Below are 18,479 nucleotides of genomic sequence, written 5' to 3' on the forward strand. Positions count from 1 at the left end.
GGCAGGCCTTCTGCGGAAGTAATCAACATCATGCCAGCGCTCATCAGGAAGATTGCAGCGGAGCCCATATGGCCACCAGCTCCCAAATCAGGGGAACTAATATCTCTAAAACGAGGAGCTGCGTGATCTACAAGAAGCGCAAATTGCATCCCCTCGGCCCAAGTGCAGATCGCTAGAATATTCTATGGGCTTGGTTGTTTCCTTAGCGCTTTGAGTTTCGAGACCAAATTATCGTATTGATAGACGGCCTTTAAAAGTTCCTTGCTGAGTTCGATCGCGATCTCGCTCTCTTTCTGGCCTATAGCGTCATAGTCTTTGGCCTCAATGTGGGCGGCGTCATTTCCCAGAACACGAAGCTCGTCCGCAGCCTCCAGAAGACCAGGGGGTATAATGGCGGCTGATTTCAAAGCTTCGATGCGCTTCTTCAGGTTGTCACCGGCGGCACTTTTGTCCGCACATAGCTCCTCAAGTGTCCGGCGAACCAGCAACGCCGAAGCGCGATAGCAGCCAGCGCCGTGACATTTAAGCGCTTCTTCCAAGCTTGCAGCGATGTTTTGTGGAACGTTGGTATCATCAAAATCTAATCCCTCTGGTGGGTAGATCCTATTGCTGTCGTTATCTCCCTCAAATAGCACCAGCCGATTGCAGGTTTCATTTGGGCACCGCCTCACGCCATACACTCTCACAGACAGTCCGGGGCCATTGGCGGATTGCACGGGAGTGTGCTCCCGTACATCAGAGACACCGTGGATGGCAAAGAATGAGCCCATGTGCCGACAGAATGGGCAGCGAATACTTATGGGCATGGCATTGGCCGGTGCAACAGACGGAATATTGGTTTGCCTCATTTCCTGTCCCCTGAGCTGTATCGAAGTGCTAATGCAACCAGATTCCTTGAATTTTCAGTTTGTACAAGCGGGTAGAGGAGGAACGCGGGCGCTAAAACATAGAATTTTTGTGCGCCATCCGGCATTAGACCGCGGCAAGTCGGATGTGTTTCGTTGTTGCGTGAGCGAATTAGAGAACATTGTTTCTGCTCCAGCCAATGTTTGGTCCACAAAAAAGTTTTCATGTTGCTGACGTTTGCTGACGTTTGTCGGAGGGTGTGAAGGACGTATCCTCCTAATCGTTCAATTGAAATTATTTGCATTTTTGTTATTTAAATGAGATATCCATAGTCCGTACCCATGTTGTAGGGACTTCTGAAAATGCCGCCGGATAGCAATAACATCGCAAGCCTGAAGCAAACCGCTCGTAGCCGTGTATCCAACGGCAGCGCGTTGCTGGACGGCATTGACGGTCGATCTGCTTCCGCAAGACGATATCGCGACTTGGCCATGGCCTTCGCTGATGAAATGGGCGGCGCTTCCAACCTCTCGGAATCCGAGCAGGCACTCGTGAAACAGGCGGCAGCGCTCACGGTTCGTTCAGAGGAATTACAGGCTGCCCTGATCCGTGGCGAGACGGTCAACGAAGTTGAGATCACCCGTCTTTCCAATGCCGTTACAAGGACCCTAGCAGCCCTCAGGAAGCCCAAGGGTAAACAGGCGCGCCGTACACAGTCCGATATCTTCAGCCGCAGGGGCGTCGCTGCATGAAGGTTCTGATCAGCCTGCGCGAAGCCCTTAGCGATGACAGGTTGCTAGGACAAGCCATTGCCGGCGAGTCCTGGGCCATCTGGCGTGCTCTGCTGATGGCTTCCATGGGCGAGACACTGACGGCTGAGGAACGAGAGCTATTCACCCTCGTCACGGGGCGCACACAGGAGCCCCGGGAACGCGTTGAGGAGTTCTGGACAGTCGCGGGCCGTCGCAGTGGCAAGACGCGTGCTGCAGCCGTCCTGGGCTCCTATTTGGCAACCTGCATTGACTGGACGGACTGCCTTGCCCCTGGTGAGCGCGCCGTGCTTCCCGTGCTTGCGGCGAACACCTATCAGGCGTCCCGAGCGTTCATGCACGTTGCTGGCATCCTTCAGCACTCCCCCGATCTCAGCGCCTTGCTTGAGGGTGAGCCGACCGCGGACGCAATCAGGCTTTCGACGCGCGTTGATATCAACATCGTACCGGCCAATTTCAAAACCATTCGGTCGATCACCGCCATCGCCATCATCTGCGACGAGATCGCGTTTTGGTCTATCGAGGGTTCCAAAAACCCTGACAAGGAAATCCTTGCAGCGGCCCGCCCCGCATTGGCAACGACAGAAGGGCCTCTGGTATGCATCAGCAGCCCCTACGCGCGCCGTGGAGAGCTTTGGGCGAATTACCGCAGGGATTTCAAGGCAGACGGTGATCCCCTGATCCTGATCGCCAATGCGGAGTCCAAGGTGCTTAACAGCACCCTCCCCCAGCGCGTCATCGATCGAGCCTACGAGCGCGATGCATCGGCAGCCAGCGCAGAGTATGGAGGCAAATTCCGAACCGACGTTGAGACGCTGCTCTCCCGCGAAGTGGTCGAAGCTGCAGTTGATGTAGGCGTGGTGGAACGCCCTCGTGAGCCTGGCATCCGCTACTTTGGCTTTGTCGATCCCTCAGGTGGCAGTTCCGACAGCATGACATTGGGTATTGCGCACAAGGATGGCAACAGGGCTGTTCTGGACGTCCTACGCGAGCGCAAGCCACCTTACAGCCCGGAAGCCGTTACCAAGGACTACTGCGACCTGCTGAAGAGCTATGGCATTCATTCGGTGACCGGCGACAACTTCGGCGGTGAATGGTGCAAGGAACCCTTCAGCCGTCACGGCGTCACCTACGAGCGCAGCACCGCGCCCAAGAGCGAACTCTATGCCGCGATGGTGCCCGCCATCAACTCCGGCCGCATCAGCCTTCTCGACAACGAGAGAGCCACAAACCAGCTCATTGAGCTAGAGCGGCGCTCTGGCTCCAGCGGTCGCGATATCATCGATCACCCTCCCGGCGCTGCATTTCATGACGACGTTGCGAACGCCGTTGCCGGAGCTGTGTTTCAGGTTCTCGGCAAAAAGGGACCCATGGTCATCAGCAACGAAGCGGTTGCCGCCTCCGCAGTATCGCCCCGTGCTCGGGCCTCGATGCCCGGCGCCCATTTTTCTCAACCATTCGTCCGGCACTGAAAGGAAACCCTTATGCACGGCCATCCAATCGATCCTCTATCCGACCTCGAATTGCACAATTTCGAGATCTTTTTGCGTAGCAATCCGCATTTGACGCGGCCGGCTCCGCAAGCAGCCTTCGACGCCATGCCGAAGAATATCCGTCGCGTTCCCGGCAAGCCGCTCAAGACGCTGGTCAAGGATTTCCGCAAGGGCGGCAAATTCGACGCTACCCGCTTTGCCATGGATGCCGATCCCGATGACGTGGTTTCTTCTGGCGAGACAGGCATGGCATTCCTCCGCGAACTGGCTTCGAAGCTTTCCCCGGAAGGCTGGGCGGCGCTGCGTGATGCCTGCATGGAAGGCGAGACCGGCGATGATGAGGAAGACGATTACGACCGTGCCAAGCTCTCTGATGAAGAACGGGCGGAATTGAAACGGATGGAAGCGGCCAAGGATCGCGGGGCCAAGGATAGCCCTCTCTCGTTTCCGGGCATGCCCACGACGGGCGTAGAGCGAGCTTCTGACAAGACTTTTGATTGGCTTCCCAACGTCGATCGCATCAAGGGCTACGTGCCGCCTAAGGCAAAGAAGCGCGTTTCGATGACGGCAACCCAGGAGAAGAGTTTTGCAGAGCGTTTCCCCGACGCGGCACGTCTTATCGGAGGTGAGAAATGAGGAACACGGTCCTGAAACTCGCCCGATCTGCTCTGCCACCTTCCGGCAGCGATCCACTACGCGAGGAGCTGCGCAAAGCGATCGAAGCGCATGATCAGGCAAAACGGGAGCGTGATCGTATCGCTTCGGTTCTTGAGCAGTCGCAGCAACGCTGCTGGGATTTCTTCGATGAGATCGACAAACTGGCCGCGGAGGTCACCACGCTCATCGATACGCGTTCCGAGCGCATCGCCGCCCGCGTTCTTGATGGAAAGGATCTCGTTGACCGCGACCTCAAAGACGCCCAACAGCGTCTTGCTGATGCTGAAGAAGCAAAGAATGCGGCGGATGCGGCGCATGAAGTGCTGGAGAAATCTGCCGAGAACGCGGAAAACATACTCCGGCTGTCGAAAGAGCGGATGGAAAACGCTGCGTCGGCCATCTTGCTGCCATTGGCCGCCCAGGTGGAGGATCGCATTCGATCCCTTCTGAACGATTTGAGCCCTCTGTTTGCTCAGTTGAGTTTTCTGCAGACAATGGATCGAAGCATCCATCCGTCTGATGACTATCGCCAGCGTCAACGGCTGTTGAACGATCCGATGCGCGCCGTCCCTTGCTATGGCAAATACCGAGACGATCCCATCGTTGCGCCGGCTATCGAGCCTTTGAGGAATGCTTATGTTGCCCTACAGGCGGATGCGAACGCAGCCGTTCCGGAGGTGTAAGCATGAGTTCCCGTGCTTTTTCATCGCAGTCCAGCCGGCACGGGCGCACCAGCGGGCGGTGTGCGGAAGAACACCCGCAGGCCATCACAGTTCCTTCTTCGCTTTTGCTGGGGATGGTCACCCGTGCTTCCTGGCACTCGGCTCCCGGTCTTGATCTCCTTGGGCCGGGAGTCATCTCATCCGGAGGTGATGCTTGAGCTTCACTGAAAAACTCATCACCGTGAACTTTGATCTCGCGAACGGGGCGTTTGGCGACGGTCGAAACAATCGGGCCACGGTTTCAGGGCTCCGGACGTCTGCGACCATTCAGGCTACCGGTGGCGCATCGAGCAGAACCATGAATCTGTCGATCTGGGGCCTGCCTCTTTCGATGATGAATCAGTTGAGCACGGTCGGCTCGCAGCTAAATGCCCGATATAATAACTCGATTACCGTCGAAGCCGGCGATGCTGAAAGCGGCATGACTCTTGTTTTTGGCGGTCGCATCTTTGATGCGTTTGTCGATGGCAACAGTCAGCCAAACGTGGCGCTCCGCGTCTTAGCCACTCCAGGAACATTTGTGGCCGTCAAACCGGCGCAACCACTGAGCGTGCGCGGTTCCGCAGATGCTGCCGGCATGATGGGAAACCTAGCAAAGCAGATGGGCTTTGGTTTCGAGAATAATGGCGTCAACGTCAAGCTTTCGAACCCGTATTTCGGAGGCACGGCCTGGACGCAAGCCATGGCATCGCCCGTCACGGAAATTTCGATCTGATCTTTGAACGGAATACGATGGTGATCTCTCCCCGTGGCCAACCACGGCAAGGGGACGCAATCCTGATCTCTCCGGAGACGGGCTTGGTAGGCTATCCGCAATTTTCCGAGGCCAAGGTCATCGTCCGATGCCTTTTCAATCCCGCCGTCAAGCATCTCGGCTTGGTCGAGGTGAAAAGTGATCTGACGCCGGCCAACGGCAAATGGCAGGTATCTGCCATCGTCTACGAACTCGAATCCTTTGTCCCCAATGGCAAGTGGTTTATGACGCTCGAACTCATCACGGTGGGCACCCAATGACCAGCGCTGAATCACCATTACCAATGATCGGAGAGATGCTCTCTGCAGCGCTCGACCATAATCGGCACGATCTCGCACAGAAGGTCGTCGAAATGGAGCGCGCGCTGCAGGATTATTTCGTGCCAGATCCGAAGATATCCTTGGATGAAGTCACCAGGCTATGCCGTCTTTCAGCTCGGCTTTGGTCCGAAATCACAGGCAAGGCTTGGATCGAAGATCATTCGGCGGTCTCACAGCACCTTTCCAGGAAGTGGAAACTGATTTTTGCCGGTTCGGGAACTGATTTTCCAGACCAGCACAGCCGAACCGCGCCTTAGGCAAGCGCTCTTGGCCCGTCGTGATGACGCGCCCGTCCCTTAGAAGGAAGCCAATTTATGAAATATACGAACGCTCTCATATCCCTTGCCGTGGCTGTAGCACTGCCGAGCGTGGTTTTCGCCCAATCCTCCCCAGGGCTCACCTACGGGCAAGTTCCAACTGCCGGGCAGTGGAATAGTTATTTCGCTGCAAAGCAAGATGTCCTCGGATATACGCCGCTTAACCAGGCTGGCGGCACCATGCTCGGCCCCCTGAAAACCGCACCGTCTACGGTAAGCACATCCGGATTCGCACTTCTTCCGGGTATAGCTCCCAATCTGCCTAACAATGGCGATGTCTGGCTTACTTCGACGGGGCTTTATTATCGGGCCGGAAATATTACATTTGGCCCCATCGGGTCGGGAACGATTACCGGCCCATCAACATCCGTCGTTGGCAATGTCGCTACATGGGGAGGGACGAACGGGCGCTCGCTTCTTGATAGCGGTAAATCTCTCCCCTCTGGAACGATAGTCGGCACCACGGATCCGCAGACCCTAACGAACAAGAGCATCGACGCAAGTCAGATCAATTCCGGAACATTATCATCTGTGCGGCTTCCGACACCAACGACAAGCCTTTTGGGCGGTGTCTTGGCAGTAGCGCCAGTATCCATCAATTTGTTACATCAATCGGCACTACTGGCTTGCCCACCTTAGCGCAACCTTCGTTTGCGAACCTGTCCGGGGCTGCGACCTCTTCGCAACTGAACTTGTCGAATTTGCAGGTCAATGGCAGCTTGACGTGGCCATCTACCTATATGCCAGGGTTTAATACCTCACTGACGACAGCTTATCTTATCGATCCTGTCGGTAGCAACAGCACCGTGTTTGCAGCAACGCGGACGTCGGACAATACTGGCAGCGGCCGTCAAAATGTGATCGCTAACACGTGCTTGGTTGTTCCCGACAATACCGTCAATGCTCAGGTCGCCTCATGGTGCCGTTATGAGCAAGCGAACATTACCGCAACGAGCAACTTCGGTTTGCATGTCAATGATGAGAACAGCATCGAAAACAAATCGGCTTACTCCGTTCAAACCGATCCATTTTCGAATTTTGGTCCTGGCAGCCGCGTTACCGAAAACCTACGGCTCAATTCCGGTGTCGGCAATACAGGCGTCAGTAACATCAGTAATTATCTATCGATGCTTTACAATGGTGGCGTTGCCTATTCGGGTTTGGTCGTTGGCAGCGGCGCGCTTGACACATCTTCTGGCTATGCGCCGGCTATCTCCATGCCGCCGAATACCGGCCTGTCTTGGTACAATTCAGCCGGTGACCGGAGCTGGCGTGTGTTCAACAATGCATTTTCTGGCCATGGCCAAATCATCCTAGGGAACGATACTTACAATCTTTTCTTGGGCACTAGCGGATATAACGCCCTCAACATCACCACAACAGGCGTAGGAATCAACAAAACAGCGGCCTACTCTCTTGACGTGAATGGAGCGGCTAGGGCATCTCAGTTTCTCTCGACAGCCGGTACGCAGGTGATTTCGGCGTGCGGCACAAGTCCATCAATGAGTGGGAATTCCTCCAAGCATGGTGGTCGTTTCACGACCGGAACCGGAACTGTCAATTCTTGCACTCTGACATTTGACGTCGCTTTCCCGACTACAGCTTTTTGCGCTGTAACGCCGGTAGGGGCAACGTCAATTGCCCAGTCGTTCTATATCTCATCCCAGACAAATGCGGCCTTCACGGTAAATTTTTCAGCATCCGCGCCCTCAACGTCCTACCAGTATGTTTGCATGGGTAGTTAACGGCTAGGCGTCTTTCGGGGCGCCTTTTTCATTGGGAGACTTCCATGAAGCACAACGCCAAAGCTGAAGTGATGGTGCGTGCCATCTGCGCCGAGTACGACATCGAAATCATCCCAGGCAACGTCTATCCCTTGCCTGGGCAAACCCGTGCCATCTCCACGATGTGCCAGATCCTGGCGAAATACGGAGAAGGCCATTTCCGGCTCGTCATGACGACATTGGGCGAGACACGGGGAAATAATGCGCTGATCGACCAAGTAACGCTGTGGGCCGTCTCTGACCTGATACGGGCCTGTCCGGAGTGGGTAGAGGAGCGAACCTCGGAGTGGCTGCAGTGGTGGGATGAAATTCCGCTCGGGCCGATCATTGCCACCATCAACCAGCTTCGCGGCGTCATCAATCAGCGTCACGCCCTGGCCGGTGCAATCTACTGGCGTCTGTGTACCTATGCTCAGCAGCGCATGTCAGCCAAGGACACTGCCAGCACCCTTAAGAACAAGGTTCCCGAAGTCGGTCGGGCGCGCAGCAATGCCAATCGTGAGCAGGCGATCGAAATGGGCCGGAAACTCATCGAGATCAGATCTCGCCTGCCTCGTGGCGAATGGCTACCATGGGTGCAGGAACAATCCGGTCTTAGCTATGGGACTGTTCAGCGATATATGCGGATGGCGAGGGCAGCATGACTATCATCAACGAGAGCTGCGGAGATTTCGGTGCCCTATTCTGCGTCCCTCCGCGGGGTTCACCCACCCCTCTGCGGCAACTCATCTCGTCTTCGACCCGTTACGGCACGCCCACGGTGGCTAACATGAAGGCATCCGTTCCTAGATCGATGCGTCTTCTATGGATTGCTTGCTCCCTTATTGTCTCATCAGAAAAGCTCGAATAGCGCGTCTGCGATCGTACCCGGTCCAAAGCTGACTTCTGCGTTGGCCGAAAAACGCGCAACTCTGGATCTGCCGCCTTCGTGGGCAACAACCCAGATGTTGGTAGTAACGCTTCCGCCGCCAGCGAGGCTTGGCGTATCGACCACCACTAAACCATCAATGATAATGGAACCACAGAGTACTTGAGCCATTGCCACCTTGCCGGCGATTATCGCCGCTTCCTCGCTATGAGCCGTTTTGAAGTCGAGTGTTGCATGCCCACCGATGCGATTGGCGTAGACGTTTGAAAGATGCGAAAGTGCTTCCGCCTCATCTTTCGCGATGACGTGGATCCTTTTCGCATGCTTCAGCACCCAACTTTTGAATAGATCTTGTAGTCCGACATGTGCCGGAACATTGATAGTGAAATGACGTAAAACACTCATCTAGGTTGTCTCTTTTTCATTTCTCGCCATGGCAACCAACTACGGAGACCGCTCATCTGGAAGCCTCATAGATTAAATTCTCGGCAGCCGACCGACACTCCCAGGTATCGCACGCCTTTGACGCCGCCGCCAAAGATCATTAATTGAGCTGAGAGCTAAAACGCTATCATGGCGCCTCATGCGAAACTTCGATTGGGGGCGCCAGTTTCGCACAACGAGCAATACAACAGATTGCTGAAACTGGCCTAAACGACCGTGAGCATGGTTCATGCCAGCATTTAGATTGCGAAGGCCGCTTACCCAATCGGTCAACGCCGTCAGCCGCTATCGATATCCTCTAGCGGCTTGCAGGCATTCAGCAAATGTATCTAATATCCATGCTCGATCAGTGCCCTGCACCGTCGATCCCGAACCCGTTAGTTTTTTCTCAGCCTCTCCCACCATAATCAGCAGCTTAAAGGCCACTTGCTCGATGCTTTCGCCTGCGGCCCGTGCCGCGGTCAAATCCGTCATGTTCCCCTCCAATTACATTTGGCAGAATCAAATTATCAGAGGTTGCGCGAATGTCGATGGCGAGATTTCGCGTAAAGGAGGAGTGGAAGGCCACGCTCATGGTAGAGCTGGACGATGCGTTCGAACTCGGCCAGCTCAAAACGGTTGTCGATGGTAAGCGACGGACTATGTGTGCTTTTTGACAGAAGGGCAGACCTCGTGCTTGGGATCATACCAGAGCACGCGCATAATGTTTCCGTGATGAATGCAGAACACCCGTTTCTGCCCGCTGACCCTAAGAGAAAAAACGGAATCAAGATCGTCGTGCTGCATCGCGGTCAGCCGCTCTTTTGCGGCCTTGCTAAGCTTGTGAATTTCGATTGAGTGAGAACCGTCTTCCCCGAGCTTTTGCTCTGAAAGGCCTTCCACTGCCGCCAATCGTTCGATGACCTCTTGCAGGTCGCCCGATTCATATATGCTAGACCAGGAGAATTGACCGCCCTTATCGCAATGGGAAAAGCGCCAGGATAATGGGGCACCTTTTATCTTTGAGTCATCAAACTTCGGTTTTTTCTCGACTTTAGGCTCAACCTTGTACCGCGGCTGCTTCTTGTCTGATTTTGCCAAAGCTAAAGGGCCCCATAATACTCAACCATCGCGGCTGGTGTAATTCGACGGGAACTTCTTTCGCCCGGGTCGAGCCCCTCGCGTGCATCCATCCAAGGATCTTCAGAATGAGTAAGGTCAGAAAGCCACTGCGCCGACTTATCGGCATATGCGCCGAGTACCGCATCTATCGTTTCTCTGCCGAGCTCGTCGACGTTTTCCACGTTGCCACCCACGCTCGTCACAGTGAAATGTCCACGATGCGCGTTGTAGAGCTCAGGGCACACCGGACCGTTGGCCCAAGCCTCAATTCTCTCAGGGAAAAGTTCACGGTCATCCCAAACAAGCGACCATGCCTGTGAGTAATAAACCAGCTTTTGAAGCTTCATTGCGGTCATTTCGCCGCACAACCGCAAGATGTATTCTGCTACATCCCTTACGGACATCTCGATCTCCTTATCGCTCACAATTGAGCTAAATGGCCGTATCACTACGGGCATAACGCGTAGCTACATAAACTTGTTCGAGCCTGACTACCAGTGGCGAATTCAACCCTAGTCTGTGACTAATTGATTTCGTTTGATTTAATTTTCATCAGATTGCGCCTGAAGAATCATAGAAAGCGCATCTTGCGCATAATCCATGAAGCGATCGGCATACCGGAACCAGTGTCATTTCCGCAGCCGCACCCCTACACCGCCATCCACCGTTTCGCCGTCGCCGAGGAACGCTATTCCGGCCTCTTCTAGAGTTTCCTGAATATCAAGCAACGTTCTCTCGTAAGGAGAACGCTTGTTAGCCTCAAAATTCGCGATGGTGGCCTTCGCAACTTTTGACGTTCCGGCAAGCTGATCTTGTGACCATCCCAACATGGCACGAGCTGCGCGGCATTGTTCTGCGGTTATAGGCAAAATTAGCAACCTTATATCAAAAGTGTTGACTTCCAAAGTTTGTTGTCCTTATATCAAAAGTGTAAAGTTACAACAAGAGGACAGTACAATGCCGAACTATGCTGTTACGGCCGATGGCGAAGCTATGCCTACGGAAACTGCTCTGCGAGATCTTTCGAAGCTTCTAAAAGCAGGAGATGTGCAAGGCGCGCTCTCTATGCTTTCGGTGCTCCCACAAGTGCACGATGAGCACCCATGGGAAAAAGCAAGGCGTCTTAGCAAAGAACTGTCGGAGGTGATGGCAGAGTGCGACGACGGAACATGGTTTGCCCACGTCATGCCAGCTGGAAGGCCGATGTCGCGAGGCTTTGGTGCTTTTCCGATGGGCGTGGGCGTAAACGAGGAGTGCGCCGTAGACAAGGTAAACCGGCTGGGATGGGAACTTGCACAAGCGCTGAATTCATATGCCGATGGCAAAATGCACGCTCAGATCTTTCCGTCGGAAAAGTACGGTTTCGCTATCAATTTCGTGGTGACCGACCTCCAAGACAGAAGAAAGTTCAAACAGGACAACGATTTATACAAGATGACAGACGAGGAGCGTGTGCACTGGCATATCCGCGAAGCTTTAAATGCAATGAGGGATGTGCGTGAGGGAAGCTCTTTTGATGTTTCCATCGCGCAAGATTTTAGCTCCGCGTTGATAACAATGGAGCATCTTGATCCGGCCGAAGAGGCAGCGAAACGCAGACGAATAGAGAGGGTCCTGCTGGCTCCCGCCACCGGTGCCAAAGATGGAACCCGCATCTTAGCGATCGACAATTCGGAAGGCGATGCCGCTTGTTCGCTAGGAGAGTTACTCGATCTGCATGCGTCAGCACTCGTGTCCTACGACGCTGCTTGGAATAGGGTTAGTGAGATTCACGACTCGGCCCCGATGGAGGCTTGCCCTATTGTACGCATTCAGGTCGGGCGCCGTCTGAAAGGACGGGACGGCAACGGAGCCGACGTTTGGGATCCAATCTATGCCTACAGCGCCGAGCAGGTCACCAAACGCGTGGAATCTCATATGGATGCGCAGCTTTCGATCTTTCCGGGAGATCGGAACTCTGAGACGCGGGAGAAGATAAAATCCGGCTACCATGAAAGGATGCGCCAATATTTAAACCAACTCGATGCCCTTAGAGCTGAACGCGAGCGCATTGAAATTGAATGCGGATATATACATGCCCTACAGGAGGCGCGCGCGAACTCGGACGAGCTCAAGGAAATAGAGCGCCGAATAATCGACTTCGTCCCGAAAACGTTTGAGGAAGCGTCTCAGAAGGCACGGTGGATCGCCTTGGCATATGATACCCAAAGCGGGTACATTGGCGACGACGAGAACAATCTTAAGCATGCCCTGGATGCCATTGGGAGGGCGGTATGAACGACTTTAACGTCCTTTCGGTGCTTACAGAACGGCAACCCGCCGACCAGCTTTGGGTTCATCGCGTCATCGGCGATGGCATGGCTCCCGATATACGTCCTCATGATTATGTCTTACTGGCTCCGACCCAACGTTATTGCGGTGAGGGAATTTATCTCATGCATAATGGGATTGGGCCGGATCTGTTTCGCGTCCAATCGATGCCTCGGGGCAAGGTCCTTATGAAGCACGATAACCCGTTCTACATCATCGAACATACGATCACGAAAGATGAGTTTGAGGAAATAGCGCTTGGCTACGTTGTTGCAGATATACGGGTCCGCGATAGCGGTTTCCTGAATAAAGTCGCGAGACACGGGTAATATGGAACTTGCTAAGGATCGCGAACTCTTAAATCCTGCCGTTCGAGGAAGCGGCAGGATTTTTTGATGACCGACGATAAGGATAAACCAAAGCTTTCCGTCGTTTCAGAACGAACGCAGAAACAAATTGACACAGATTATGCCCAAGAGCGCTTCAATCGCTCAGTCATTGAACTTGCTGTCAATGTCATCAGGATCGTCCGTGGAGCGGGGAAGCCTCATGAAATTATCACGCAATGCGCCGACGTTGTGAACCTTGCTGTGGCCTTTGACGAAGTCGCGGGGCGCTTCCCATCCGATCACTCGATCGGCGTCGCGCTGGACCCTCCCAGAGATCCTATTGAGTATCATGATGAGTATTGGCTCTCGCGGCAGATTGCCCACCGAAAAATGGTTCGCGGAGCGCTGCAGGTCGCGGCTTCGAGACTTGTAGGCCAAAGCCTGCAAGAACGGAGCGGGGAGAATGAAATGGAGAACGCGTTCGATACGATGATTCGTGCTGTGGACGATTTAAGAAAGAAGCGTGAAGCGGAAAAGAAGCAGGCACAGACGAAAGCTGCTCCTAAAAAGAAAGCTGCCAAACAGCTGCATACGAAAAAATAAGGTTCATTACAGGCAGCTCATTCAATATGGGTATGAGCATGGAATCTTCGCAGAATATTAGAAATTATATAATGAAAACAATAGCTTCTGGCGGAAGAGGTGGGATTCGAACCCACGGTACGGTTTCCCGCACGCCGGTTTTCAAGACCGGTTCCTTAAACCACTCGGACACTCTTCCAAGCAACTGAAAAGGCCTGAAAAATCTAAGCAGCGCTGATTTTTCGAAACCGGGTGTGGCTACCGGTTTTCTGCCCAATCACTCGACGGCTGGCTTTTTAGCAGCTTTGGTCGCCGCGTCAACTTGTTCCGCCTAGCTCCCTCGCATTCTCGAGGTCGGCTGGAATGGCAATTGAGGAATGCCGGTCGGTTCAGGTGCTGCCGTGGGGAATTCATGTCGTCAGCGCGCTAAAAATAAGGTGGCCCGGCCGCTGGAAAGGGCCGGCCACCTTCGCCAGGTCAGGGGTCAAATCTGACTGAAGCAAGCAATTAATAAGTCATGCTTATTTTTTGTCAATTGTCAGCACGTCGCACCAAGCACTTGATGTTCGGCGTCCTGTTGATGGCTTCGGCTATCCGGGATAGTTTCCTCCCATGACTTCGGACGATCATTCCCTCTCGCTCGGCACCAAGCCACTCGCCGGCCCTGCCCTCGCCGCTTTTTTTAGTCGAGATGCCGTCGCGGTCGCGTCGGAGTTAATCGGAATGCGTTTCACGGTTGCGGGGATAGGCGGTCGTATCGTCGAGACGGAAGCCTATAGGCCCGATGACGAGGCGTCCCATGCATATCGCGGGCCGACACCGCGCAATGCGGCCATGTTCGGACCGGCCGGCCATGTCTATGTCTACCGCTCCTACGGCATTCACTGGTGTTTGAATTTCGTTTGCACCAAGGGGAGCGCTGTGCTCATCCGGGCGATCGAGCCGGAAAACGGCATTGAAGACATGATCCGGCGGCGGGGATTGGCCGACATCGTCTCGCTTTGCAACGGGCCGGGAAAGCTTTCGCAGGCGCTTGCTATCGATATAAGCCTCGACGGTCGCTCGCTGGATGCGGCACCATTTTCGTTGTCTCGGGCGGAACCGGTGCCGATCGTCTCAGGCAAGCGCATCGGCATCACGAAGAATATCGATCCGCTCTGGCGATTCGGTGCTGCTGGCTCGCGCTTCGTCAGCCGCCGTTTCCCGTAATCATGGTCAAAAAAGACCGCCGGGGTGGTGCCCGGCGGCCGTCTGGCCACGCAGTGAAACTGGAAAGACTGCGTGGCAAGCTTTTCCGCTCTCCATCGAATCGCGAAACGCTTGTCCTATGATTTCTCAACGCATTCCGGACGGAAAAACCGCTTCGCACTTTTCCTGGAAATGCTCTATTCCATCGCGACACTGTGGTCGACCGCCGGTGGCGCCTTCGGCTTGCGCAAGAGCACCAGCAGCGGCATGGCGAAGATCGACATCAGCATCAGCAGCTTGAAGTCGTCGATGTAGGCGATGATGGTCGCCTGCGTCGTGATCATGCCGTCAAGCGAGGCCCTGCCGACCGCCGTGAACGGGCTCACGCCCTGCGCGGCCGTGAGGTCGAAATAGCGGTTGAATGGCGTGACATAGGCGGCGATGTTGGCATGGTTGACCTGTGTGTTCTCGGTAATCAGCATCGAGACGACCGAAATGCCGACGCTGGAGCCGATGTTGCGCGAGAGATTGTAGAGGCCCGTCCCCTCGCCGCGCATCTGCGCCGGCAGCGTCGCAAAGGCGATAGTGGTCAAGGGCACGAAGAGGAAGCCGAGGCCGGCACCCTGAACGAAGCCGACCGATATCAGCGTCCATTGTGAAACATCCGGCGTCCAGCCCGTCATGTCGTACATGGCCCAGGCCGTCAGCGCGAGGCCGATGAACAATAGCCAGCGCGTGTCGATCTTGCCGATCAGGCGCCCCACAAGGAACATGCAGAACATGGTGCCGAGCCCGCGCGGCCCCATGACGATGCCGGCAGTGACGACTGGATAGCCCATCAGCGTCTGCAGATAGGGCGTCATCAGCGCCAGCGATGCCAGATAGGTCACGCCGACGATGAAGATGAACAGGATGCTGACGGCAAAGTTCTGGTCCATGAAAAGCCGCGGATTGACGAAGCTTCGCTCGGCCGTGAACATGTGCACCAGGAAGAGATAGAAGGCGCTGACGCAGACGAGCGCCTCGATGATGATCTCGGTCGAGTAAAACCAGTCGAGCTGCTCGCCGCGGTCGAGGAAAAGCTGCAGGCCGGCAATCGCGATCGAGAGCATGCCGAAGCCGAACCAATCGAGCTTGGCGAGTGCATCGAGCTTGGTTTCCGTCACGTAGACGACGATGCCGAAGAAGGCGAGCGCGCCGATCGGTACGTTGATGTAGAATACCCAGCGCCAGCTGATATTATCGGTCAGCCAGCCGCCGATGACGGGACCCAGCACCGGCCCGACCATGACCGAGACGCCGAACAACGCCATGGCGCGGCCGCGTTCCTCAACACTGTAGATATCGAGCAGAATGCCTTGCGACAGCGGTACGAGCGAGGCGCCGAACAGGCCCTGCAACAGGCGAAAACCAACGATCTGGATCAGCGATTCAGACAGGCCGCACAAAACGGAGGCGACGACGAAGCCGGCGATGGCGACCAGCAAGACCCGCTTGCGGCCGAACTTTGCCGAAAGGAAACCGGAAGGTGGCGTCATGATCGCCGCTGCAACGATATAGGATGTCAGGACCCAGTTGATCTGGTCGGCGCTGGCCGAAACGTCGCCCTGGATATGCGGCAGAGCGACGTTGGCGATGGTGGTGTCCAGCGCCTGCATGATGACAGACAGGATGACGCAGGCGGTGATCGCACCGCGGTTGGCGACTGGCGCCGATGGCGAGGCGGTGGTGGCGTTACTCATGATCCTGACCGCCTGGGCGGCCCAGCAGGTTGGTGATGAAATCAGGCAAGCCGCGGGCGTGGCCAGTGTCGACATCGGCGACGACGCTCATCCCGACGCGCAGCGGCGGCTTGCCCGCCATATCGTCGATACTGATGATCATCGGCATACGCTGGACAACCTTGACCCAGTTGCCGGTCGTGTTCTGTGCCGGCAGAAGCGAGAAGCTGGAGCCGGATGCCGGCGCAATGCTGGCGACCGTGCCCTTCCACGTCACACCCGGATAGGCATCGACGGAGATATCGACCTTCTGGCCGGATCGCACATAGGTCAGCTCGGTTTCCTTCGGGCTGGCATTGATCCACATATGCGTGGTCGAAACCAGCGAAAAACCAGGCTGGGACGAGGTTAGATAAGCGCCGACCTGCAGGGAGGGAACGTTGGCGGTCACTCCGTCAAAGGGAGCCCTCACCACGGTATCGTCAAGTTCGCGCTGTGCATTGTCGACTGCGGCCTTGGCCTGCAGATAAAGCGGGTTCTGTTCCGCAGGCAGATCGGCAGCGCCTTCACCGCCCAACTGTGCAAGGGTCGCGGCGGCCGTGGCCTTTGCGACCAATACCTTCTGCTGTGCCGCTTCGAGATTGTGTCTGGCTTGGTCGAGAGCTGCCTTGGAAGCGACCGAATTGGTAATCAGGTTCTGCTGGCGGTCGAGTTCCGTCTGATAATACGGAATATCGGCCTGCGCCTGGGCGATTTCCGCCAGGGATTGCTTGTAGCTCGCCTGCAGATTCAGGATCTGGTTTCTGGCATTGCCGAGCTGCGCCTTCGCGCCGTCCAGTGCGATCCGGAACGAAGCAGGCTTCAGGCGGAAGAGCACCTGCCCTTTCTTCACCACTTCGTTTTCACGCACGTCGACCGATATTACCGTGCCGGAAACGTCGGTGGAAACACCAACCATATCGGCCTGGATATAGGCATTGTCCGTGGACATGATCTGCCCGCCGGTGACGTAGTAATAGCCGCCGACGACGAGCGCGACAGGCAGCAGTGCAAATAGCACCGGTCGCGTCAGCTTGCGGCGCTTGCGAGGCATTTCTGGTGGCGAGACCGGCGCCGCCGCTGCAGCCGCCGCCGGCTGTGGTGAGGGATTGGAGGACGGGGCCTCGGCCACCGGGGCCTCAGTCTGTTCAGCGGAATTTGCATTCGCGGGTACGCGGATTGAGGAAGAAGCTTCAGCCATGTTGTAACTCTTTGTCGACTGCCTTTGAACGGCAGGCGCTAATCAGGTTCGATTTCATAAGGATAAGCAATTCGTAGAGGCGTTCTTGATCCTCCTGCGAGGCTCCCTCGAGCGCTTCCCTGCGTGTCAGGTCGCCCATACCGCGCATCGTGTCCATCAATGGTCGGGCTTCGTCGCGCATGTAGAGCAGCCAGCTTCTTCGATCGTTTGGATGCTGCCGACGCTCCACCAGACCGCGTTCGCTGAGCTTATCGAGGATGCGAACCAAGGTGATCGGCTCGATTTCCAGCATTTCGGCCAGGCCAGCCTGGTGAATGCCTTCGTTGTTTGCGAGGTAGGCGAGCGTCTGCCATTGCGAACGTGTCAGGCCCAGATCTTTTGCGCGCTGCTCGAATCGCTTCCGAAGAAGCCGGGCAACGTCATGGAGAAGAAAGCCGAGAGTGGGTGTCGAACTCATCTATAAGAAGCCTGCTATTCATAAGCAACCTTATAATGATTGCTACGTATAGTAAGCGCGCATGCGATACAAGGGGTTATGTGATCAACAAATGGCGATGGCACAAGATGTCGCAGCCGCCGGTGGCGTTTTGAGCCAGGTATGAACGAAGCGCCAACAAAGGCCTCTAACGTTCAATAAAAAAAGCGCAGCTCACTCGGCTGCGCCTTCTGCAGTTTTGCAAATTGAGAGAGCCAGCCTGGCTAGCGGCGATTCAGCAGGCCGATGAGATAGCCGAGCCCGGCTGCCGCGACGACCATGAAAATCGGCTCCTCGCGAACGCGTTCGCGCAATTGCTCGGTAAGTTCCTGGGCTTCTTCCGTGACGACAGACTTCGCTCCCTGCCCTACGGCTGCCACGCTCTGCGAAAGCTTTGCCAAATCTTCCCGCAATGCTGCGACCTGGGCGGCAAGATCTTCCATTGCCGTTTCCGTCTGCGCCCGCGCCGAAGATGAGAGAGTGGAAGCTGATTTCGTGTCTGCCATCATGTGCTCCTCATGTTTTCTCGTTGCTAAAACGCCGTCGCCTATCAAAGGT

At 55.5% G+C, this 18,479-nt stretch carries 24 protein-coding genes and 1 tRNA gene; 14 read left to right on the plus strand and 11 right to left on the minus strand.

Annotated elements, in window-relative coordinates; genetic code table 11:
• Positions 1-182 precede the first annotated feature (182 nt).
• Positions 183-848: a DUF4145 domain-containing protein gene (locus AC13RE_RS01495; RefSeq protein ID WP_488561702.1), complete on the minus strand. Its 666-nt coding sequence runs from the start codon at positions 846-848 to the stop codon at positions 183-185.
• Positions 849-1,337: 489 nt separating this feature from the next.
• Here AC13RE_RS01495 and AC13RE_RS01500 point away from each other — a divergent pair, with 489 nt between their 5' ends.
• From AC13RE_RS01500 to AC13RE_RS01545, 10 genes are all read left to right on the plus strand, one after another.
• Positions 1,338-1,598, plus strand: coding sequence for a hypothetical protein (locus AC13RE_RS01500; protein WP_488561703.1), 261 nt, complete (start codon positions 1,338-1,340; stop codon positions 1,596-1,598).
• Positions 1,595-3,088 carry a hypothetical protein gene (locus AC13RE_RS01505; RefSeq protein WP_488561704.1) on the plus strand — a complete coding sequence of 498 codons (1,494 nt, stop codon included), beginning with the start codon at positions 1,595-1,597 and terminating at the stop codon, positions 3,086-3,088. Before AC13RE_RS01500 ends, AC13RE_RS01505 begins: the two co-directional genes overlap by 4 nt.
• A gap of 12 nt (positions 3,089-3,100) precedes the next feature.
• On the plus strand, positions 3,101-3,745 hold the full coding sequence (locus AC13RE_RS01510) for a hypothetical protein (RefSeq protein WP_488561705.1): 645 nt from the start codon (positions 3,101-3,103) through the stop codon (positions 3,743-3,745).
• Entirely contained in the window at positions 3,742-4,449 is a 708-nt protein-coding gene (locus tag AC13RE_RS01515) for a hypothetical protein (protein WP_488561706.1), read from the plus strand. Before AC13RE_RS01510 ends, AC13RE_RS01515 begins: the two co-directional genes overlap by 4 nt.
• Before the next feature lie 193 nt (positions 4,450-4,642).
• Positions 4,643-5,203, plus strand: a complete 561-nt coding sequence (locus tag AC13RE_RS01520) for a hypothetical protein (RefSeq protein ID WP_488561707.1) — start codon at positions 4,643-4,645, stop codon at positions 5,201-5,203.
• 17 nt (positions 5,204-5,220) lie between these two features.
• Positions 5,221-5,502: a baseplate hub protein gene (locus AC13RE_RS01525; protein ID WP_488561708.1), complete on the plus strand. Its 282-nt coding sequence runs from the start codon at positions 5,221-5,223 to the stop codon at positions 5,500-5,502.
• The gene (locus AC13RE_RS01530; protein ID WP_488561709.1) at positions 5,499-5,819 is read left to right on the plus strand and encodes a hypothetical protein; all 321 of its coding nucleotides are present in this window, start codon (positions 5,499-5,501) and stop codon (positions 5,817-5,819) included. The genes AC13RE_RS01525 and AC13RE_RS01530 overlap by 4 nt, the downstream gene beginning before the upstream one ends.
• A gap of 57 nt (positions 5,820-5,876) precedes the next feature.
• Positions 5,877-6,518 (plus strand): hypothetical protein, encoded by a 642-nt coding sequence (locus AC13RE_RS01535; RefSeq protein WP_488561710.1) that lies wholly within the window; start codon positions 5,877-5,879, stop codon positions 6,516-6,518.
• Positions 6,519-6,571: 53 nt separating this feature from the next.
• Positions 6,572-7,624 (plus strand): hypothetical protein, encoded by a 1,053-nt coding sequence (locus tag AC13RE_RS01540; protein ID WP_488561711.1) that lies wholly within the window; start codon positions 6,572-6,574, stop codon positions 7,622-7,624.
• 44 nt (positions 7,625-7,668) lie between these two features.
• The gene (locus AC13RE_RS01545) at positions 7,669-8,307 is read left to right on the plus strand and encodes a DUF3102 domain-containing protein (protein ID WP_488561712.1); all 639 of its coding nucleotides are present in this window, start codon (positions 7,669-7,671) and stop codon (positions 8,305-8,307) included.
• Positions 8,308-8,495: 188 nt separating this feature from the next.
• Here the strand turns inward: AC13RE_RS01545 and AC13RE_RS01550 are convergent, their stop codons facing one another.
• The 5 genes from AC13RE_RS01550 to AC13RE_RS01570 all read right to left on the minus strand — a co-directional run bounded on the left by AC13RE_RS01550 (position 8,496) and on the right by AC13RE_RS01570 (position 10,981).
• Positions 8,496-8,936 carry a hypothetical protein gene (locus AC13RE_RS01550; protein ID WP_488561713.1) on the minus strand — a complete coding sequence of 147 codons (441 nt, stop codon included), beginning with the start codon at positions 8,934-8,936 and terminating at the stop codon, positions 8,496-8,498.
• A gap of 324 nt (positions 8,937-9,260) precedes the next feature.
• A complete protein-coding gene (locus AC13RE_RS01555; RefSeq protein WP_488561714.1) occupies positions 9,261-9,449 on the minus strand; it encodes a hypothetical protein in 189 nt (62 codons plus the stop codon).
• Positions 9,450-9,614: 165 nt separating this feature from the next.
• Positions 9,615-10,055: a hypothetical protein gene (locus AC13RE_RS01560; RefSeq protein ID WP_488561715.1), complete on the minus strand. Its 441-nt coding sequence runs from the start codon at positions 10,053-10,055 to the stop codon at positions 9,615-9,617.
• 2 nt (positions 10,056-10,057) lie between these two features.
• On the minus strand, positions 10,058-10,480 hold the full coding sequence (locus tag AC13RE_RS01565) for a Panacea domain-containing protein (protein WP_488561716.1): 423 nt from the start codon (positions 10,478-10,480) through the stop codon (positions 10,058-10,060).
• Positions 10,481-10,705: 225 nt separating this feature from the next.
• Positions 10,706-10,981 carry a helix-turn-helix domain-containing protein gene (locus tag AC13RE_RS01570; RefSeq protein ID WP_488561717.1) on the minus strand — a complete coding sequence of 92 codons (276 nt, stop codon included), beginning with the start codon at positions 10,979-10,981 and terminating at the stop codon, positions 10,706-10,708.
• Positions 10,982-11,033: 52 nt separating this feature from the next.
• On the opposite strand from AC13RE_RS01570, the gene AC13RE_RS01575 reads away from it, so the two are divergent.
• From AC13RE_RS01575 to AC13RE_RS01585, 3 genes are all read left to right on the plus strand, one after another.
• On the plus strand, positions 11,034-12,353 hold the full coding sequence (locus tag AC13RE_RS01575) for a hypothetical protein (RefSeq protein WP_488561718.1): 1,320 nt from the start codon (positions 11,034-11,036) through the stop codon (positions 12,351-12,353).
• On the plus strand, positions 12,350-12,715 hold the full coding sequence (locus AC13RE_RS01580; RefSeq protein WP_488561719.1) for a hypothetical protein: 366 nt from the start codon (positions 12,350-12,352) through the stop codon (positions 12,713-12,715). The genes AC13RE_RS01575 and AC13RE_RS01580 overlap by 4 nt, the downstream gene beginning before the upstream one ends.
• Positions 12,716-12,781: 66 nt before the next feature.
• Positions 12,782-13,318, plus strand: coding sequence for a hypothetical protein (locus AC13RE_RS01585; RefSeq protein WP_488561720.1), 537 nt, complete (start codon positions 12,782-12,784; stop codon positions 13,316-13,318).
• An 88-nt stretch (positions 13,319-13,406) separates the two neighbouring features.
• On the opposite strand, the gene AC13RE_RS01590 is transcribed toward AC13RE_RS01585, so the two are convergent.
• Positions 13,407-13,496 (minus strand) — tRNA-Ser (locus tag AC13RE_RS01590).
• A 413-nt stretch (positions 13,497-13,909) separates the two neighbouring features.
• Here AC13RE_RS01590 and AC13RE_RS01595 point away from each other — a divergent pair.
• Positions 13,910-14,506 (plus strand): DNA-3-methyladenine glycosylase, encoded by a 597-nt coding sequence (locus AC13RE_RS01595; RefSeq protein ID WP_488561721.1) that lies wholly within the window; start codon positions 13,910-13,912, stop codon positions 14,504-14,506.
• 176 nt (positions 14,507-14,682) lie between these two features.
• Here AC13RE_RS01595 and AC13RE_RS01600 read toward each other — a convergent pair whose 3' ends face one another.
• From AC13RE_RS01600 to AC13RE_RS01615, 4 genes are all read right to left on the minus strand, one after another.
• Entirely contained in the window at positions 14,683-16,227 is a 1,545-nt protein-coding gene (locus tag AC13RE_RS01600; protein ID WP_488561722.1) for a DHA2 family efflux MFS transporter permease subunit, read from the minus strand.
• A complete protein-coding gene (locus tag AC13RE_RS01605) occupies positions 16,220-17,446 on the minus strand; it encodes an HlyD family secretion protein (protein ID WP_488561723.1) in 1,227 nt (408 codons plus the stop codon). The genes AC13RE_RS01600 and AC13RE_RS01605 overlap by 8 nt, the downstream gene beginning before the upstream one ends.
• A complete protein-coding gene (locus AC13RE_RS01610; RefSeq protein WP_015339927.1) occupies positions 17,439-17,903 on the minus strand; it encodes a MarR family winged helix-turn-helix transcriptional regulator in 465 nt (154 codons plus the stop codon). The genes AC13RE_RS01605 and AC13RE_RS01610 overlap by 8 nt, the downstream gene beginning before the upstream one ends.
• 242 nt (positions 17,904-18,145) lie before the next feature.
• Positions 18,146-18,427 (minus strand): hypothetical protein, encoded by a 282-nt coding sequence (locus tag AC13RE_RS01615; RefSeq protein WP_132716720.1) that lies wholly within the window; start codon positions 18,425-18,427, stop codon positions 18,146-18,148.
• Positions 18,428-18,479 lie beyond the last annotated feature (52 nt).

The organism is Martinezella sp. CNPSo 3959 (genome assembly GCF_057784355.1).

Bases quoted from the DNA above. Each gene is read 5' to 3' on its own strand.
- AC13RE_RS01575 (WP_488561718.1), top strand. From the start codon at position 11,034: ATGCCGAACTATGCTGTTACGGCCGATGGCGAAGCTATGCCTACGGAA.
- AC13RE_RS01615 (WP_132716720.1), bottom strand. From the start codon at position 18,427: ATGGCAGACACGAAATCAGCTTCCACTCTCTCATCTTCGGCGCGGGCG.
- AC13RE_RS01545 (WP_488561712.1), top strand. From the start codon at position 7,669: ATGAAGCACAACGCCAAAGCTGAAGTGATGGTGCGTGCCATCTGCGCC.
- AC13RE_RS01550 (WP_488561713.1), bottom strand. From the start codon at position 8,936: ATGAGTGTTTTACGTCATTTCACTATCAATGTTCCGGCACATGTCGGA.
- AC13RE_RS01605 (WP_488561723.1), bottom strand. From the start codon at position 17,446: ATGGCTGAAGCTTCTTCCTCAATCCGCGTACCCGCGAATGCAAATTCC.
- AC13RE_RS01535 (WP_488561710.1), top strand. From the start codon at position 5,877: ATGAAATATACGAACGCTCTCATATCCCTTGCCGTGGCTGTAGCACTG.
- AC13RE_RS01610 (WP_015339927.1), bottom strand. From the start codon at position 17,903: ATGAGTTCGACACCCACTCTCGGCTTTCTTCTCCATGACGTTGCCCGG.
- AC13RE_RS01565 (WP_488561716.1), bottom strand. From the start codon at position 10,480: ATGTCCGTAAGGGATGTAGCAGAATACATCTTGCGGTTGTGCGGCGAA.
- AC13RE_RS01580 (WP_488561719.1), top strand. From the start codon at position 12,350: ATGAACGACTTTAACGTCCTTTCGGTGCTTACAGAACGGCAACCCGCC.
- AC13RE_RS01555 (WP_488561714.1), bottom strand. From the start codon at position 9,449: ATGACGGATTTGACCGCGGCACGGGCCGCAGGCGAAAGCATCGAGCAA.
- AC13RE_RS01585 (WP_488561720.1), top strand. From the start codon at position 12,782: ATGACCGACGATAAGGATAAACCAAAGCTTTCCGTCGTTTCAGAACGA.
- AC13RE_RS01495 (WP_488561702.1), bottom strand. From the start codon at position 848: ATGAGGCAAACCAATATTCCGTCTGTTGCACCGGCCAATGCCATGCCC.
- AC13RE_RS01510 (WP_488561705.1), top strand. From the start codon at position 3,101: ATGCACGGCCATCCAATCGATCCTCTATCCGACCTCGAATTGCACAAT.
- AC13RE_RS01500 (WP_488561703.1), top strand. From the start codon at position 1,338: ATGGCCTTCGCTGATGAAATGGGCGGCGCTTCCAACCTCTCGGAATCC.
- AC13RE_RS01600 (WP_488561722.1), bottom strand. From the start codon at position 16,227: ATGAGTAACGCCACCACCGCCTCGCCATCGGCGCCAGTCGCCAACCGC.
- AC13RE_RS01515 (WP_488561706.1), top strand. From the start codon at position 3,742: ATGAGGAACACGGTCCTGAAACTCGCCCGATCTGCTCTGCCACCTTCC.
- AC13RE_RS01505 (WP_488561704.1), top strand. From the start codon at position 1,595: ATGAAGGTTCTGATCAGCCTGCGCGAAGCCCTTAGCGATGACAGGTTG.
- AC13RE_RS01525 (WP_488561708.1), top strand. From the start codon at position 5,221: ATGGTGATCTCTCCCCGTGGCCAACCACGGCAAGGGGACGCAATCCTG.
- AC13RE_RS01530 (WP_488561709.1), top strand. From the start codon at position 5,499: ATGACCAGCGCTGAATCACCATTACCAATGATCGGAGAGATGCTCTCT.
- AC13RE_RS01595 (WP_488561721.1), top strand. From the start codon at position 13,910: ATGACTTCGGACGATCATTCCCTCTCGCTCGGCACCAAGCCACTCGCC.